General features: G+C 56.3%; 17 protein-coding genes. 11 read left to right on the top strand and 6 right to left on the bottom strand.

Features of this window, described 5'->3' with window-relative positions; all coding sequences use genetic code 11:
- The first annotated feature begins 271 nt into the window (after positions 1–271).
- The 9 genes from ACVDG4_RS13910 (at position 272) to ACVDG4_RS13870 (ending at position 8,491) form a co-directional block, all read left to right on the top strand.
- The gene (locus ACVDG4_RS13910) at positions 272–742 is read left to right on the top strand and encodes a hypothetical protein (protein WP_306148809.1); all 471 of its coding nucleotides are present in this window, start codon (positions 272–274) and stop codon (positions 740–742) included.
- Entirely contained in the window at positions 735–2,573 is a 1,839-nt protein-coding gene (locus tag ACVDG4_RS13905) for an ABC transporter ATP-binding protein (RefSeq protein ID WP_447235491.1), read from the top strand. The genes ACVDG4_RS13910 and ACVDG4_RS13905 overlap by 8 nt, the downstream gene beginning before the upstream one ends.
- A gap of 305 nt (positions 2,574–2,878) precedes the next feature.
- Positions 2,879–3,439: a ubiquinol-cytochrome c reductase iron-sulfur subunit gene (petA, locus tag ACVDG4_RS13900; RefSeq protein WP_133945955.1), complete on the top strand. Its 561-nt coding sequence runs from the start codon at positions 2,879–2,881 to the stop codon at positions 3,437–3,439.
- Positions 3,440–3,465: 26 nt separating this feature from the next.
- Complete coding sequence (locus tag ACVDG4_RS13895) at positions 3,466–4,731, top strand: cytochrome b (protein WP_133945957.1); 1,266 nt, start codon at positions 3,466–3,468, stop codon at positions 4,729–4,731.
- 30 nt (positions 4,732–4,761) lie between these two features.
- Positions 4,762–5,601, top strand: coding sequence for a cytochrome c1 (locus ACVDG4_RS13890; RefSeq protein WP_447235490.1), 840 nt, complete (start codon positions 4,762–4,764; stop codon positions 5,599–5,601).
- 131 nt (positions 5,602–5,732) lie between these two features.
- The gene (locus ACVDG4_RS13885) at positions 5,733–6,611 is read left to right on the top strand and encodes an S-methyl-5'-thioadenosine phosphorylase (protein WP_420340148.1); all 879 of its coding nucleotides are present in this window, start codon (positions 5,733–5,735) and stop codon (positions 6,609–6,611) included.
- 122 nt (positions 6,612–6,733) lie between these two features.
- On the top strand, positions 6,734–7,282 hold the full coding sequence (locus tag ACVDG4_RS13880; RefSeq protein ID WP_133945963.1) for an adenine phosphoribosyltransferase: 549 nt from the start codon (positions 6,734–6,736) through the stop codon (positions 7,280–7,282).
- A 6-nt stretch (positions 7,283–7,288) separates the two neighbouring features.
- Positions 7,289–7,951, top strand: a complete 663-nt coding sequence (gene bluB, locus ACVDG4_RS13875; RefSeq protein ID WP_447235489.1) for a 5,6-dimethylbenzimidazole synthase — start codon at positions 7,289–7,291, stop codon at positions 7,949–7,951.
- Positions 7,952–8,011: 60 nt separating this feature from the next.
- Positions 8,012–8,491 (top strand): GNAT family N-acetyltransferase, encoded by a 480-nt coding sequence (locus tag ACVDG4_RS13870; protein WP_209174395.1) that lies wholly within the window; start codon positions 8,012–8,014, stop codon positions 8,489–8,491.
- 34 nt (positions 8,492–8,525) lie between these two features.
- Here the strand turns inward: ACVDG4_RS13870 and ACVDG4_RS13865 are convergent, their stop codons facing one another.
- The 3 genes from ACVDG4_RS13865 to ACVDG4_RS13855 all read right to left on the bottom strand — a co-directional run bounded on the left by ACVDG4_RS13865 (position 8,526) and on the right by ACVDG4_RS13855 (position 9,894).
- On the bottom strand, positions 8,526–9,005 hold the full coding sequence (locus ACVDG4_RS13865; protein ID WP_447235488.1) for a MaoC family dehydratase: 480 nt from the start codon (positions 9,003–9,005) through the stop codon (positions 8,526–8,528).
- The gene (locus ACVDG4_RS13860) at positions 9,002–9,460 is read right to left on the bottom strand and encodes a MaoC family dehydratase (protein WP_447235487.1); all 459 of its coding nucleotides are present in this window, start codon (positions 9,458–9,460) and stop codon (positions 9,002–9,004) included. Before ACVDG4_RS13860 ends, ACVDG4_RS13865 begins: the two co-directional genes overlap by 4 nt.
- A gap of 71 nt (positions 9,461–9,531) precedes the next feature.
- Entirely contained in the window at positions 9,532–9,894 is a 363-nt protein-coding gene (locus ACVDG4_RS13855; RefSeq protein ID WP_447235486.1) for a hypothetical protein, read from the bottom strand.
- 304 nt (positions 9,895–10,198) lie between these two features.
- Between ACVDG4_RS13855 and ACVDG4_RS13850 the strand changes: the two genes are divergently transcribed.
- A complete protein-coding gene (locus ACVDG4_RS13850) occupies positions 10,199–11,482 on the top strand; it encodes an MFS transporter (protein ID WP_447235485.1) in 1,284 nt (427 codons plus the stop codon).
- Between the two features lie 12 nt (positions 11,483–11,494).
- On the opposite strand, the gene ACVDG4_RS13845 is transcribed toward ACVDG4_RS13850, so the two are convergent.
- Positions 11,495–13,267, bottom strand: coding sequence for an SLC13 family permease (locus ACVDG4_RS13845; protein WP_447235484.1), 1,773 nt, complete (start codon positions 13,265–13,267; stop codon positions 11,495–11,497).
- A gap of 226 nt (positions 13,268–13,493) precedes the next feature.
- On the opposite strand from ACVDG4_RS13845, the gene ACVDG4_RS13840 reads away from it, so the two are divergent.
- The gene (locus tag ACVDG4_RS13840) at positions 13,494–13,655 is read left to right on the top strand and encodes a hypothetical protein (RefSeq protein WP_166672590.1); all 162 of its coding nucleotides are present in this window, start codon (positions 13,494–13,496) and stop codon (positions 13,653–13,655) included.
- 67 nt (positions 13,656–13,722) lie between these two features.
- Here ACVDG4_RS13840 and ACVDG4_RS13835 read toward each other — a convergent pair whose 3' ends face one another.
- Both ACVDG4_RS13835 and ychF read right to left on the bottom strand, forming a co-directional pair.
- Complete coding sequence (locus ACVDG4_RS13835; protein WP_447235483.1) at positions 13,723–14,409, bottom strand: fumarylacetoacetate hydrolase family protein; 687 nt, start codon at positions 14,407–14,409, stop codon at positions 13,723–13,725.
- Positions 14,410–14,515: 106 nt separating this feature from the next.
- A complete protein-coding gene (ychF, locus tag ACVDG4_RS13830) occupies positions 14,516–15,616 on the bottom strand; it encodes a redox-regulated ATPase YchF (protein ID WP_209174387.1) in 1,101 nt (366 codons plus the stop codon).
- Positions 15,617–15,665 lie beyond the last annotated feature (49 nt).

Genomic DNA, 15,665 nt, shown 5'->3' with positions numbered 1-15,665 from the left:
CTCAACTTTGACGGGTTGAAGTTTCCATCCCTTTGGCCGCCCGGCCAAGCAACCAGGAGGGCTTACATGCTAAATTGTTCGACGCATCCAGCGACAGCCGTCCATTTGGTTCGCACGGGATCATCTGCACGTTTCGGATAAAGAAACGCGCCTGAGTTCCTAACACTTTTCCGACGTCCGGCATAAGCCGTCCATCAGTTTTGGCTGCATGTGCGTCCTTGCGCATGTCTGCGGGCGTTACTCTCAATTTCTTTCGTTTCGGAGACACATCATGTCTTTCGGTGATCCCTTTGGGCCATTCCGACCCGGCATAGGTCCAGATATCGTCCAGGAGCCGCCTGTCCGGCGGCCGGACGTTTTCATTGACCCGCACTTGCGTCCGCGTCCGCCAGTTTTATTGCGTCTGCGCAACTTGTTGAAAATTCTCGGTGTATTCGGTGGGGCGACTGGCGTTCTGACAGTGCTGTTCGCGGTGCCGGTCTTCATTTCCGAATTTACAGCGATCGAAACTGTTGGCGTCCATGGAAAGATCCTGACCGCGCCGCAATTCGCTGACCGGCTTGAAAATCTTCTAATTGGTTCCTTTATCGTAGCTCTATCGCTGGTAAGTTTCTTTGCTTCGGCCGCGATTGCGTCTCCGCGCCTCGGCGTGCGTGATCATGAAAGGGAACCCTACAAATTCGAGTGCGGGGATGGTCATACGTCTGTCCAGCCCACTCATGCAAAGGTTCGTCATGTTTAAGTGGTTTGAAAACCTGATTGATCCGTTCGAGAACACGGATCTCGATGTCCCGCCGAAAGGCTTCTGGGCGTTCTGTTGGTACTACACGAAACCGGTGTGGCCGATCCTAGCGGTCGCATCGGTCCTGGGTGCCGCCATCGCCATTCTTGAAGTGTTCATCTTTACCTTTCTGGGTGATTTGGTGAATTGGCTCGGAACAGAGAACGCGCAGACATTTTTCACAGACAACTGGCCGCAACTTCTGTGGATGGGTTTTGTCATCCTGATCCTCTTGCCACTGGTCGCTGGTATCTGGGAGATGGTGTTCCATCAGGGTTTGATGGGCACCTACCCGATGTCTGTGCGGTGGCGGGTTCACCGGTATCTTCTCCGGCAGAGCGTGGCATTTTATCAAAACGACTTCGCCGGGCGGATTGCGAACAAGCTGATGCAAACGGCGCTTGCGGTTCGGGAGGTTGTGACCCGGATCGCGGACATTCTGGTCTATGTGATCGTCTATTTTGTCGCCGCACTGTTCATCGTTGCGGAGGCAAGCATCTATTTCGCCATTCCGTTCCTGGCTTGGCTTGGCGGGTATCTGTTGACGATGCGCGTCTTCATCCCGCGTTTGAAGAATGTGTCCCGGGATCAAGCCGATGCGCGATCCGTGATGACGGGACACGTCGTCGATGCGTACACCAATATCTCGACGGTGAAACTCTTCTCCCACGCGGCGCGCGAAGAAGACTATGCAAAAAGGTCGATGCTTGACTTCCTGAAGACGGTCTTTCTTCAGATGCGGCTCGTCACGGGTATGAACATCACCCTGACAACGCTGAACATGGCGTTGCTCTTTGCGGTCTCGGCGATGTCCATCATGCTTTGGCAGCAAGGGTTGGTGAGCACTGGCGAGATTGCCGTCGCGGTGGCCCTTGTTCTGCGGTTTCAAGGCATGTCGCAGTGGATCCTTTGGGAAGTGTCCGGCCTGTTTGAAAACATCGGCACGGTCCAAGACGGCATCAACACGATTTCCCGGGAACGGGATGTGGTGGATGTTCCAAACGCCAAGCAGCTGATCGTCGACAAAGGCGAAATCGAGTTCGAGCGGATCCGATTCCACTATGGCAAGGAAACCGGCGTCATCGAGGATCTGTCCTTGAAGATCAAGGCTGGCGAAAAAATTGGGCTGATCGGCAGGTCCGGGGCAGGCAAGTCCACCTTGGTCAACCTGCTTCTGCGCTTCTATGATTTGGAAGGCGGCAGGGTGCTGATCGATGGTCAGGACGTTGCCAAGGTCCTGCAGGACGACATCCGGGCCAACGTGGGTGTTGTTACGCAGGATACGTCCTTGTTGCACCGGTCGATCTTCGAGAACGTTGCTTATGGCAAGCCGGACGTCAGCCGCGAGGAAGTCGAGGCGGCTCTGGAAAAGGCGCATGCAATCGAGTTCGTCCGCAGTCTCGAAGATCAAAACGGGCGTGTCGGCCTAGATGCGCATGTCGGCGAGCGCGGTGTGAAACTCTCCGGTGGTCAGCGTCAGAGGATCGCGATTGCGCGGGTGCTTCTGAAAGATGCCCCGATCCTGGCTCTGGATGAGGCGACATCGGCGCTGGATTCAGAAGTCGAGATCGCCATCCAGGAAAGCCTGTTCGATCTGATGGAAGGCAAAACCGTTATCGCGATTGCTCACAGGCTGTCCACGATTGCGGCGATGGACCGGCTCATTGTCATGGATCATGGTCGAATCATCGAAGAAGGAACGCATCAGGAGTTGTTGGACCTGAACGGTCTTTACGCTCAGCTCTGGCAGCACCAGTCTGGCGGGTTCCTGGCGCCGGTTCAGGCGGCTTGATTCCAGCCACATCGTCAAGCAAGGCCGGGGAAATGCATTTTCCGGTCTTGCGATTTTCCGAAAAACGGCAGAAAAACGGCGCGAGCGCAGTTTCGGCTGCGACATATGCGTTCTAAGGCGTTTGTTGAACTGGACAAGCGCTTTGAACGGTGCAAAAAGACACACGCCTTGCCCGGTGCGGAAATCTGCCGCACCCGGCAACCGTTGAGCCCGGCACGAGTCCGCCTATCCTTGCTCTCAGGGACGGGCCCGGACGTGCGACGGGCTTTCGGTACAGAATAAACTGGTTTCGAGAGGACGCGACCTTGGCAAATACGGATCAGGCGGAACCGACCCGCCGAGATTTCCTCTACATTGCGACCGGCGCCATGGGTGTCGTCGGCGCTGGCGCGCTGGCATGGCCATTCATCGATCAGATGAACCCGGATGCCTCCGCTTTGGCTCTGGCTTCTATTGAAGTCGACGTCTCTGCCGTGGAAGAGGGGCAGTCTATCAGCGTGAAATGGCGTGGTAAGCCGGTCTTCATCCGCAACCGTACGGATGCGGAAGTGGAAGAGGCGAACGCTGTTGCAGTATCTGATCTGCCGGACCCGCTTGCACGCAACGCCAACCTGCCTGCCGACGCCGAAGCGACGGATGTGAACCGCGGCATCGAAGGCAATGAGAAGCTGCTGGTCCAGGTTGGTATCTGCACACACCTTGGCTGCGTCCCTGTGGGTGATGCCGGTGAGTACGGCGGCTGGTTCTGCCCGTGCCACGGCTCGCACTACGACACCGCCGGCCGGATCCGCAAGGGCCCGGCGCCTGAGAACCTGCTCATTCCGCCGCTTGAGATGGTCAGCGAGACCACCATCAAGATCGGCTAACGGCACGAGTTAATCTGGAGGCAGCCATGGCTGGACATTCTGAATATGTACCGCAGAGCGCTGCGGCAAAGTGGCTTGAGAGCCGTTTGCCGGTCATTTCGCTCGTACGCGGATCTTTCGTCGACTTTCCGACACCGAAGAACCTGAACTATTTCTGGACCTTCGGCGGGATCCTTTTCTTCGTGCTCATCGCGCAGATCCTGACAGGGATCGTGCTCGTTATGCACTACACGGCAAGCACGACTGCTGCATTCGACAGCGTTGAGCACATCATGCGCGATGTGAACTTCGGCTGGATGCTGCGTTACCTGCACGCCAATGGCGCGTCGATGTTCTTCATCGCCGTCTACATCCACATTTTCCGTGGTCTCTACTACGGGTCATACAAGGCTCCCCGCGAGATCTCCTGGATCCTGGGTGTGATCATCTTCCTTCTGATGATGGCAACAGCGTTCATGGGTTATGTTCTACCATGGGGTCAGATGTCCTTCTGGGGCGCGACGGTTATCACCAACCTGTTCTCGGCAATTCCGGTTGTCGGTGAGAGTGTTGTGATCTGGCTGTGGGGCGGCTTTGCGGTCGATAACCCGACACTGACACGCTTCTTCTCGCTGCACTACCTGCTGCCGTTCATGATTTTCGGTGTTGTTCTGCTGCACGTGTGGGCATTCCACACCACCGGCAACAACAACCCAACAGGCGTCCAGCCGAAGACCAAACAGGACACGATCCCGTTCCACCCGTACTACACGATCAAGGACCTGTTCGCGATTGTCGTGTTCATGATCTTCTTCGCGTACTTCGTCTTCTATCTGCCGAATTACCTGGGTCACGCCGACAACTACATCGAAGCGAACCCGCTCGTCACGCCGGCGCACATCGTTCCTGAATGGTACTTCCTGCCGTTCTACGCGATCCTGCGAGCTGTTCCGGACAAGCTCGGCGGTGTTGTGCTGATGTTTGGTGCGATTGCGGTGTTGTTCATCCTGCCTTGGCTGGACACTTCCAAGGTCCGCTCCGGTGCTTACCGTCCGCTGTTCAAGCAGTTCTTCTGGATCTTCGCAGCGAACGCAGTGGTTCTGGGCTACCTCGGCGCCATGCCGGCGGAAGGGATCTACGTGATCATGTCCCAGATCTGCACCACCATCTACTTTGCCTACTTCCTTATCGCCCTGCCGCTGTTGGGCTTCCTGGAGAAACCGAAGCCACTTCCGGCATCAATCTCCGAGTCGGTGCTCAAGGGCGGATCCGGCACACCGGTCGGCGCAGCAGCCGCACCGGAAACGAAATAACGCGAACCGGATCGGGAGTTATTTGAGACAATGAAAACCATGATCACAATGGTTCGTTCCCTCGCAGCGGTGGCGGCTCTCGCCATCGCATCCCCGGCTTTTGCGGCCGGAGCGAAGGTTGAAATCGATTATCAGGATTGGTCCTTTGCCGGACCGTTCGGCTACTACGACCGTGCGCAGTTGCAACGTGGCTTCAAGGTCTACGTTGAAAACTGTGCAGCCTGTCACGCTTTGAGCCGCGTTGCATTCCGCAACCTGGCTGAGGATGGTGGTCCGAGCTTCACCGAAGACCAGGCCAAAGCAATTGCTGCCGACTACACTGTTGTAGACGGCCCGGATGATTTCGGCGACATGTACGACCGTCCGGCAATCCTAGCTGACCGCTTCCCGTCGCCGTTCCCGAACGAGAATGCGGCACGTGCAGCCAATAACGGTGCGTATCCGCCGGACTTTTCGCTTCTCGCGAAAGCCCGTGCGCCGCAGCGTGGTTTCCCTGGGTTCGTTTTCGACATCTTCACCCAGTACCAGGAAAACGGCCCTGACTACATCTACTCGCTGCTGACCGGTTACGTAGATCCGCCAGAGGGTGTGGAAGTGCCGGTTGGTCAATACTACAACCACTCCTTCATGGCTGGTGAGTTCATCTCGATGGCGCCGCCTCTTTTCGAGGAAGCGGTCGAGTACACCGACGGCACACCGATGACGGTTGAGAATTACGCACGCGATGTCGCAGCGTTCATGATGTGGGCCGCCGAGCCTCACCTGGAAGAGCGCAAGAAGATCGGTTTCCGTGTGATGATCTTCCTCATCGTCTTCGCTGGCATGCTCTACTTCACCAAGAAGAAAATCTGGCGCGATGTCGAGCACTAAGCTCTAAGCGCAAAGAAGCACTCGGAAAAAGGCGGGCATCGAGCCCGCCTTTTTTCATTTGCCCGCTGTTCATTGCTGGCTTGGCTTGTTAAGCAAACCGGTAATTCAGGAACTCATCCAACGAGGGCAAAATGAGCGACGCAGTTCTGGGGATCATTGGCGGATCCGGAATCTATGACCTTCCTGGTCTTGAGGATGCGCAATGGATCAGCGTCGAAAGCCCATGGGGCACGCCGTCGGATCAGGTGCGGATCGGCACTATTGATGGGCTCAAGATCGTCTTCCTGCCGCGCCATGGCCGCGGGCATGTTTATTCGCCGACGACGATCAACTATCGCGCCAATATCGACGTCATGAAGCGGTGCGGTGTCACTGACCTCTTGTCCGTTTCTGCGTGCGGCTCATTGAAGGAAGAACATGAGCCAGGGATGTTTGTGCTCGTGGATCAGTTCATTGATCGTACGATTGCACGGGAAAAGAGTTTCTTTGGGACCGGCTGTGTTGCCCATGTCTCCATGGCAACCCCAGTCAGCCCGAAACTGGTCGACGCCGTTGCAGCGGCCGCGGACGCGGAAGGCCTGAAGTACAGCAAGGGCGGAACGTACCTCGCCATGGAAGGACCGCAGTTCTCGTCGCTTGCGGAAAGTGAACTTTACCGGACCTGGAATTGCGATGTTATCGGCATGACGAACATGCCGGAGGCCAAGCTCGCGCGGGAAGCTGAAATCTCCTATGCGACGGTTGCGATGGTGACCGACTATGACAGCTGGCATCCGGACCATGGTGAAGTGGACATTCAAGCGATATTGAAGGTCCTGCATGACAATGCGGAAAATGCTCAAAGACTTGTCGCGCGTGTCGCGAAAGACCTTCCCAGGGAGCATCAATCCTGTCCGGCCGGGTCAGACACTGCTCTGGAATTTGCTCTGATGACAGCGCCGGAGAAACGCGATCCGGAACTGGTTGCCAAACTTGATGCGGTTGCAGGGCGTGTCTTGAACCGCAGCTGATACCAACACCTTCATAACCATCAAAAGACTTCGATCGCCGCGGTAATCTTGATATAAGCGTCGGTCGGGGCTGTGCAGCGGATTGTGTTGCGCGATATTGTTTTTGCAGGAAAGAGAGCAAAATGACCGATCAGACAATTCGTGATGAACTGATCAGTGCCATTAGAACAATCAAGGATTACCCGAAAGAGGGCATCCTGTTTCGCGACATAACCACTTTGCTTGGCAACGCCCGGGCATTCCGGCGTGCGGTCGATGCGCTGGTCCAGCCTTGGGCCGGGTCCAAAGTCGATCAGATTGCCGGAATAGAAGCGCGGGGGTTCATCCTGGGTGGGGCGGTTGCCCACCAGCTGTCCGCAGGCTTTGTTCCGATCCGCAAGAAAGGAAAGCTGCCGCACGAAACCGTGCGCATTGCCTATTCCCTGGAATATGGCCTGGACGAAATGGAAATGCACAAGGATGCGATCCAGCCAGGCGACCGGGTGATCCTGGTCGACGATCTGATTGCGACCGGTGGCACAGCGGAAGCTGCCTGCAAACTCTTGAGATCCATGGGGGCGAACATTGAAGCTGCGTGTTTCATTGTTGACCTTCCCGATCTTGGTGGCCGGAAAAAGCTGGAAGATTTGAGTGTTCCCGTCCGGACACTGGTTGAGTTCCCAGGGCACTGATCGCGAATGGCGGCGCGCGGATCTGGAGAGACAGAAAAACCGGCATTTTCCGACGAGTTTCGAACGGAGTTCGAGAGCCTGCTCAGATGGCGGAGAGATGTGCGTCGTTTCCGGACGGATCCAGTCAATCCGAAAACGCTGGAACATCTTCTTGAGCTGGCAGATCTGGCACCCTCAGTTGGGAACAGCCAACCTTGGCGTATCGTGACTGTGGAGAGTGCGGCGAAACGGGCGAGTGTCGTTTCGAGTTTCGAGGCGGAAAATGCTGTAGCCGCCGAGGCCTATCAGGATGAGAAGGCTGCTCTTTACCGCCAGCTTAAATTGGCTGGATTGAAAGAAGCGCCGGTCCATCTGGCGGTTTTCAGCGCGCCCAATCCGGATCAGGGGCACGGGCTTGGGCGGGCGACGATGCCCGAAACACTAGCCTATTCCACCGTCAGCATGATCCATACCTTTTGGCTTGCAGCTCGTACCGAGGGTATCGGAGTTGGTTGGGTGTCAATTCTGGATCCGATGAAGATCGGCGAAATCCTCGACGTTGACCCGAGTTGGCAGTTTGTTGCGTATCTTTGTGTCGGATACCCGGAAGAAGAACATATCGACCCAGAACTTGAGCGGGCCCGTTGGCAATCGCGAAGCCCATTGGACGAGCGCTTGTTTCGCCGGTAGCATATCTGCCGCTTTGAGGGACTGCCGCTGAACGCGTGTTGTTTGTAGTTAGGAACCATCATGTCTGTGACCATTCATGCAACGACAGCCGAAGATCATGCAGATGTCCTGCAGCTGTTGAACGACCGTTGGACATCGCCGGATATGATCATCGAAAATGAAACCATCGATGCGTCACGGCTGCCCGGTTACACAGCCCGCGCTGACGGCGAGCTTGTCGGCCTGGTGACCTTGATCAAGCGGCCGGAGGAGTGGGAAATTCTGACTCTCGACTCCTTAAACCGCTGGGACGGTGTTGGCAGCCGTTTGCTTCAGGCCGTGGTGGAAGAGGCGAAAGCCAGCCACATCCACCGTTTGACGGTTCGGACCTCCAACGACAATCTGGATGCGTTTCGGTTCTACCAGCGGCGCGGATTTCGTTTGGAGCGCATCGGGTTCGGTGTGATCGATGCCGAGCGTGAAAAGAATCCCGGTATTCCACTCACGGGGGATTATGGCATCGAAATCCACGATGAAGTGTTTTTCGCCCGAAGCCTATGAGATACAGACTTAGGCAACTGGTGGCGTTGCCGGATCAGTCCTTGCGCCGCTCCACGAAGACGTTTGCTTTGAAAGAGAATACCGGTTCGCCATTCTGATTGCGTGCGATCATGTTGGAATGGACAATGCCCCACTCCGGCCGGCTGCGGCTTTCAGTCTTGCCCGTGACGACGCGTTGATAGGTCAGTGTATCACCGGCAAATACCGGTTTGAGCCACTTCAGTTTTTCAAAACCCGGAGACGGACCCACACGGGCAGACACACGCCCTTCACTTTGAGCCGCTTCGATCAATCGTTTGTTGGTTGCCACCAGCAGCTTCATGAAGACGGACGCCGTATGCCAGCCGGAGGCGCACAATCGGCCGAAATGCGTTTTGGCCGCCCCTTCTTCGCTGAGGTGAAAGGGTTGAGGGTCATATTTTTCAGCGAAGCGGATGATGTCTTCGGCTTCAAAGGTGTGCGTGCCCAATTCGATCGTTTCGCCGACTTCAATCTCCTCGAAATATTTCGTCATGGGGCGGCCTCCCGCTTCAGGAACAGAATGGGATTTTCCCAAAACATCACCTGCTTCTGATCTTGATTGGTCGCCGTGATGCGAAATGTCACGATCCCCAAGTCGGGCTTGGATCGTAGTTCCTTGCTCGCCAGAACCTCAGCTTTTGCCGTGAGTGTGTCTCCTGGATAGACCGGGCTTTGCCACTTCAGTTCATCTATACCGGGCGAGCCTTGCCCGGTGGAGTTGTTTAAGAGGTTGGTGGCGAGCAAACGCATCACCATGGAACCGGTGTGCCAGCCGGAAGCTGCCAGCCCGCCAAGCATGGAGGCTTTCCCGGCCTCTTCATCGAGATGAAACGGTTGCGGGTCGAACTCTTCGGCGAACTCGATAATCTCGTCTTTGCTTGCGGTCACGCTGCCCAGTTCAAAAACCTGTCCGGGCTCGAAGTCTTCAAAATGATATATGTCTGGCATCAATAGCTGTTTGATTAGAGAGGCATAGCGCGGCAGGCCGCGCTATGTGGATGCGCAATCTTACCGATTGTTCAGTCGTAGTAAATCTCATTGTCGTCGAGATAGACATTGCTGGCTGCACAAATGTCGATGGCGATCGGCTCGTCGAGCACTTCGCTGTCGTCAGCGCCGAGCCATCCGATTTGGAAAACCTGGTCGCAATTGCCGGTGTCAGCATTGAATGCTGCTTGGGCGTTTTGACCGGGCATCAAGGCGTCGCCCAACCAGTTGTCACTCCAGCCATCACCCCCGTTGGTGTAGAAACCGATGGCGATGTTGCCCTCAGTGTTGTTGTAAACTTGGAAATAGCCTTCCGAGCCCGTTCCTTGCGCAAAGGCAAAACTCGCGGCCAATGAAAAGCCCATCCCTGCCGCTGCAGATAACAAATACTTCATGGTGTCCCCCTGATATGCCTGACTTTTTTAGCCTGACGCATGCATAACACGTTACTTTCGGCCGGGGCTCAAGAGAAAATGGGATTTTTGCTGAGAGACAGGACACCCCTCCCGAGCCGTCCATGATCAGGCTGTTGCTACCTTGCAGTCATCAGCTTGACGAAAGGAAACTCCCAGCACACTCTGGGACATAACCGGGCTTCGATTTTTGAGAACAGCCGGGTTGGTATCATATGAAGTAATTAGACTCCCCATTCTGATTACAGTCCTATGTACACCTGCCATGAGGTTTACTCAGACCGATATGACCACACAGAAAAAGCAAAGTCGCAGCCGGTCCATATTGGCCGCGGCCAGCGGAAATGTTCTGGAGTGGTACGACTTCACGGTTTACGGCTTCATGGCCTCCACAATCGCTGTTCTGTTCTTTCCTTCCGAGGATAAAGTCGCTTCGCTCTTGTCAGCATTTGCGGTGTTGGCAGTCGGATATGCAGCGAGGCCGGTAGGCAGTCTGCTGTTTGGGCATATTGGTGACCGCTTCGGCCGTAAACCAGTGCTGATTGCCTCGGTGATGACGATGGGTTTGGGATCAGTCGCCATTGCGGCCCTGCCGACTTATGACCAGATAGGCATTACAGCTGCTGTTCTCCTCGTCCTGATACGGATCGCCCAGGGAATATCAGTTGCGGGTGAATACACGACATCTGGAGTGCTCATCGTTGAACAAGCTCCTGCAAATAAACGGGCTTTGACCGGTTCCTGGATTGCGTTTGCGATGATGTGGGGCTGTGTTCTGGGGTCTGCAGTGCCAACGCTGATTAGCAACCTATTGACCGATGAACAGATGCACAGCTGGGGCTGGCGGATCCCGTTCGTCATTGGTGGGTTGATTGCTTTCTTAAGTACCGTCCTCCGGCGGCATCTGACCGAAGCTGCTCCCAAAGTCCAAGAGTGGGAATTGGGCTCACCGGTTCTGCACATCTTGAAGCGGTTTCCTGGTCTCATTTTCGAGATGATGGTGCTCGTGATCCCGGTGTCCGTGATCTATTTTGTGATCTTCGTCTATGCTGTGACCTACATCGGCAATGAACCCGGCTTCACAGCCGCCGAAGCGCTGGACATCACCACCGCAAATCTCGTCATCATGGCCTTGTTTGTGCCGGTCTGCGGGTACATCGCTGACAAAGTTGGCCTGAGAGCCGCTTTGATGGGCGCAGCTATCAGCGCGATCGTGCTGGCGCTGCCCTGCTGGTGGCTGATGCTGTCAACCAAGCTGGAACTGGTCTTTGTCGGTCAGCTGGGATTGACGCTCGCCAGCACCGCTGGGTGGGCCCTGTCGATTACCGCTCTGACGCAAATGGCACCGCAGCACCTGCGATGCAGTACTGTCGCTATCGGCTACAACATCTGCCTGGCGGTTTTCGGGGGCACAACGCCTTTTGTGGCAACCTACCTTGTGCAGGAAACCGGTGACACGTTCGCACCAGCCTTTTACATCGTGCTCGTTTCGATCCTGTCTGCAATCGTGATCTGGCGGATCCCGAAACATATTGCGCGGGCAGGGCCCATGTCTGTTGAGCCCGATTAAGGGCTGCATGCTCTAGAGCGGCCAGAACACCAGGATCGCCGGAATGCCGACAGCCAAAACCAGCACTTCTAGTGGAAGACCTATGCGCCAGTAATCGCCGAAGCGGTATCCGCCGGGGCCCATGATGATCGTGTTGTTCTTGTGCCCGATTGGGGTCAGAAAGGCACAGGAACCGGCGACGGCAACCGCCATCAGGAACGGGTCGGGATTAACACCGAGACTGTTTGCAATCTGAACCGAGATAGGGGCTGCGATCAGACACGTCGCGACATTGTTCAGGAAATCAGATAAGGTCATGGTGACGGCCATCAAAACTGCCAAGGTGACCCAGGCCGGCGCCCCGGCTGTCAGAGCCAGAATGCCATCGGCAATGATCTGGGCATTCCCCGCCGCTTCAAAGGCTTGTCCGAGAGGGATCAGCGAGCCGAGTAGCACGATCACTTTCCATTCCACGGCTGTGTAGACATCAGATCCGCTGACGAGGCCGGTCGCCGCATAAAGGACGACGCAGGCAGCAAGAGCGACCGGAAGGTATGCGAACCCTGCGACAGCTGCTGCGATGGCAAGAACAAAGCCCAAAATAGCCAGCCGTGCCTTGTTGCGCTGGATCATCCCCGTGGTTCTGCCTTCCAGCGGAAACACGCCAAGCCATTGAACTGCCATCTCCAATCGGTCGGATGAACCAAGCAGCAGGAGGACATCACCCGGGCGGATGGTTTCATGCCGGACACGGTTCTGGATCCTACGCCCGGCACGGGAAATGCCCAGCAGCGTCACGCCGTGACCGTAAAGAAGCCTGAGCTGAAAGGCGGACGTGCCATTGATGCGCGCCGTGTCTGGAACAATAGCCTCGGTGAGGCTCAAGGCCCCGCCCGTCAACCCGCCTTTGTGGCGTTCGGAGCCGGCGAACTCCAGTTTTGCCGCTCCCATGAAGGCTTCGATAGCCTTCGGATCGCCTTCCACCAGAATGAAGTCGTTCTCCTTGATCAATTCCCGGCGGGCAAACCCTCTAATACGGCTGCCATGGCGCACCAGTCCGATGATCGCGACATCTTTTTCGTCCGCGACGGGATAAAGATCGCCAAGCGTGAGGTCTTTGTCTTCGGGAAGTTTGCCGACTTTCAATTCCGCGCTGTAGAGCCCCTCGGCCATGCTGTCGGTTTCGGGCGCCTGCCGGAACCGTGCCGGCAACAGCCGCCAGCCGATCAATGTCACAAAGGCAATGCCGCTGATCGCGACAACAAGGCCGACCGGGGCGAAATCGAACATGGAAAATGGCGAGCCGAGCGCGTCTGACCGGTACTCGGCAATCACGATGTTGGGCGGAGTTCCGATCAATGTGATCATGCCGCCGAGGATCGTTGCGAAGGAAAGCGGCATCAACGACAGACCGGGAGACCGGGCTGCCTTCTTGGCGGCTTCCAGATCCAGCGGCATCAGAAGCGCGAGAGCTGCCACGTTGTTGATGATGCCGGACAGTCCGGCGCCGACGATTGCCATGATACCGATATGACCAGATAAGCTGCGGGATGCTGAGAACAGGTACTTGGCAACCAGTTCGACGGCCCCGGAATTCATCAGTCCGCGTGACACGATCAGCACAAGCGCGATGATGATGACCGCCGGGTGGCCGAAGCCGGAAAAGATCTGATCCGAGGGGACAAGGTCCAGGGAGGCGGCAAGGATCAAAGCGGCAAAAGCGACCAGGTCGAAGCGGATTTTGCCCCAGATCAGCAGGGCGAAGACGACTGCGAAGAGTGAAAACAGCAGTATCTGATCGAGCATCACCTTGGAATTCTCCGATCCGTTCGCATCGCCTGGAAGATGCTGGAACTTAGGCCGGATTGGCGTTCAGCGTCGAGCGATTTCTCCGAAAGCTCCGTGTGGTACGCAAAGCCATATGCTGGGTGCGGAATTTAGGAACCTGTAATGTTCTGAACATCCACCGGACACATTCAAACACCACATGCTTTTCCAGACAGGAACAGACCAACTGGAAAGGAAAACAGAAATGAGCAAAGTGTCAAAAACAACCATCCGCTGCGAAGCCAACGACCACTACGACCGCGTTGAATATTACGCAAAGTCCCGGCACTATCGCTTGGTGCCCCGGAAGTGGCGCGATGAAGCCGGTCCGAACCCCTTGGTAATGCAGGGCTTGAATGTAAGTTGAGAGATCCCCCGGGCTCAGGATGTTCCGGGGGATCTTTTTGTCGGGACTGAAGCAGGCGCTATCTGCTTTAAATCACAGTGACTTCCAGGGGAGGCAATCCCTTCACTGAACCAACCAGCTTGTCGCCGCGCACAACAGGCCCAACGCCTGCAGGCGTGCCGGTTTGGATGACATCTCCTGGCGCCAGTTCAAAATACTCAGAAAGATAGGAAATCATTTCCGGCACCTTCCAGATCATTTGATTGAGGTCGCCCTCTTGGCGCAGATCACCGTTTACCGTGAGCTGGATCCTGCCTTCGGAGAGATCGCCGCAGTCGGCCGCCGGGACAATGGGCGTGATGGGGGCGGACTGCTCAAACGCCTTTCCGATCTCCCAGGGACGGCCCATCTTCTTTGCGTTTCCTTGAAGATCGCGCCGTGTCATGTCGAGCGAAACGGCATACCCGAACACATGATCCAGGGCTTCGCCCACCGGAATGTTGCGCCCGCCTGATTTCAGTGCGACGGCCAGTTCTATCTCATGATGTACGTCGTCGGACTTCGGCGGGTAAGGAAACGAACCGGAAGTGTTGAGATTGTCCGGGTTCTTCTGAAAAAAGAAGGGCGGCTCCTTGTCCGGGTCGTGGCCCATCTCCACGGCGTGGGCGGCGTAGTTCCGGCCTATGCAATAGACACGGCGGACCGGGAACAGGTCTCCGATGCCGTCAACGGGCACTGCGGTCACGGCAGGAGGAGCAAAAACAAAAGTCGGCATGGTGAAAAGCTCTGCCTAGAGTGTCGAGTTCGGAGAATTGCGCAAAGGACAGTATCCCTTGCGCCCAGAAAAAAGCCCGGGCAGGGACCCGGGCTCTGATTTCATATCAAGTGTTAAACTTGAAGAGCAGAACGTCCCCGTCCTTGACGATGTACTCCTTGCCTTCATCGCGGGCCTTGCCGGCTTCCTTGGCTGCGCTCTCGCCGCCGAGCGATGTGTAATCGTCGTAGGCAATGGTCTGTGCGCGAATGAAACCCCGTTCAAAGTCCGTGTGAATGACGCCGGCAGCACCTGGTGCCTTGGTGCCGTTTGTGATGGTCCAGGCGCGGGTTTCTTTTGGTCCAGCGGTGAAATACGTGATCAGGCCGAGGAGTTCGTATCCGGCCCGGATCATCCGGTCGAGACCTGGTTCTTCCAGTCCGATGGTCTCCAGGAATTCTTCCTGTTCTTCCTTGTCGAGCTGAGAAATCTCAGCTTCGATCGCAGCGGAAATCACAACGGCAACGGCGCCTTCCGCAGCCGCCTTCTCTGCGACTTTCCGGGACAGCTCGTTGCCTTCTCCTGCGGACGCCTCATCAACGTTGCAGACATAAAGAACAGGTTTGGATGTCAGAAGGTTGAGGCCCTTAAGGATCTTGGCTTCTTCCGCGTCCGCTGTTTCCAGCATACGGGCAGGTTTACCGTCCTGAAGGAGTGCCAGTGCGCCTTCCATGATCGGAAGAACTGCCTTGGCTTCCTTGTCGCCACCGGTCGCTTTTTTCTTCAGCGGCGCGATGCGTTTCTCCAGGCTTTCCATGTCGGAGACCATGAGCTCGGTCTCCACTGTATCGGCATCGGCGATCGGATCGATGGCACCATCTACGTGGGTGATGTCATCGTCTTCAAAACACCGCAAAACGTGCGCGATGGCATCGACTTCGCGGATGTTCGCAAGGAACTGGTTGCCGAGACCCTCACCTTTGGAGGCACCACGCACAAGGCCTGCAATGTCCACGAAGGTGATCCGCGTCGGGATCACTTCCTTCGATTGCGCAATATCACGAATTGCATAAAGGCGCGGATCCGGCACCGCAACTTCGCCGGTGTTCGGCTCGATGGTGCAGAACGGATAGTTTGCGGCCTGGGCCGCAGCTGTCTTGGTCAGCGCATTAAAAAGCGTGGACTTGCCGACATTCGGCAGTCCGACAATGCCGCACTGGAAACCCATAGGAGTTCGCTTTCGGTTTGTGTCTGAAACTGTTGCCGCGCTTCATGCC

It is taken from the genome of Roseibium sp. MB-4 (assembly GCF_053005265.1).
The sequence above is the reverse complement of the archived record's forward strand: the minus strand, read 5'-3'. Positions and strand labels throughout refer to the sequence as shown.

Bases quoted from the DNA above. Each gene is read 5' to 3' on its own strand.
- ACVDG4_RS13910 (WP_306148809.1), top strand. From the start codon at position 272: ATGTCTTTCGGTGATCCCTTTGGGCCATTCCGACCCGGCATAGGTCCA.
- ACVDG4_RS13905 (WP_447235491.1), top strand. From the start codon at position 735: ATGTTTAAGTGGTTTGAAAACCTGATTGATCCGTTCGAGAACACGGAT.
- ACVDG4_RS13895 (WP_133945957.1), top strand. From the start codon at position 3,466: ATGGCTGGACATTCTGAATATGTACCGCAGAGCGCTGCGGCAAAGTGG.
- ACVDG4_RS13890 (WP_447235490.1), top strand. From the start codon at position 4,762: ATGAAAACCATGATCACAATGGTTCGTTCCCTCGCAGCGGTGGCGGCT.
- ACVDG4_RS13885 (WP_420340148.1), top strand. From the start codon at position 5,733: ATGAGCGACGCAGTTCTGGGGATCATTGGCGGATCCGGAATCTATGAC.
- ACVDG4_RS13880 (WP_133945963.1), top strand. From the start codon at position 6,734: ATGACCGATCAGACAATTCGTGATGAACTGATCAGTGCCATTAGAACA.
- bluB (WP_447235489.1), top strand. From the start codon at position 7,289: ATGGCGGCGCGCGGATCTGGAGAGACAGAAAAACCGGCATTTTCCGAC.
- ACVDG4_RS13870 (WP_209174395.1), top strand. From the start codon at position 8,012: ATGTCTGTGACCATTCATGCAACGACAGCCGAAGATCATGCAGATGTC.
- ACVDG4_RS13865 (WP_447235488.1), bottom strand. From the start codon at position 9,005: ATGACGAAATATTTCGAGGAGATTGAAGTCGGCGAAACGATCGAATTG.
- ACVDG4_RS13860 (WP_447235487.1), bottom strand. From the start codon at position 9,460: ATGCCAGACATATATCATTTTGAAGACTTCGAGCCCGGACAGGTTTTT.
- ACVDG4_RS13855 (WP_447235486.1), bottom strand. From the start codon at position 9,894: ATGAAGTATTTGTTATCTGCAGCGGCAGGGATGGGCTTTTCATTGGCC.
- ACVDG4_RS13850 (WP_447235485.1), top strand. From the start codon at position 10,199: ATGACCACACAGAAAAAGCAAAGTCGCAGCCGGTCCATATTGGCCGCG.
- ACVDG4_RS13845 (WP_447235484.1), bottom strand. From the start codon at position 13,267: ATGCTCGATCAGATACTGCTGTTTTCACTCTTCGCAGTCGTCTTCGCC.
- ACVDG4_RS13840 (WP_166672590.1), top strand. From the start codon at position 13,494: ATGAGCAAAGTGTCAAAAACAACCATCCGCTGCGAAGCCAACGACCAC.
- ACVDG4_RS13835 (WP_447235483.1), bottom strand. From the start codon at position 14,409: ATGCCGACTTTTGTTTTTGCTCCTCCTGCCGTGACCGCAGTGCCCGTT.
- ychF (WP_209174387.1), bottom strand. From the start codon at position 15,616: ATGGGTTTCCAGTGCGGCATTGTCGGACTGCCGAATGTCGGCAAGTCC.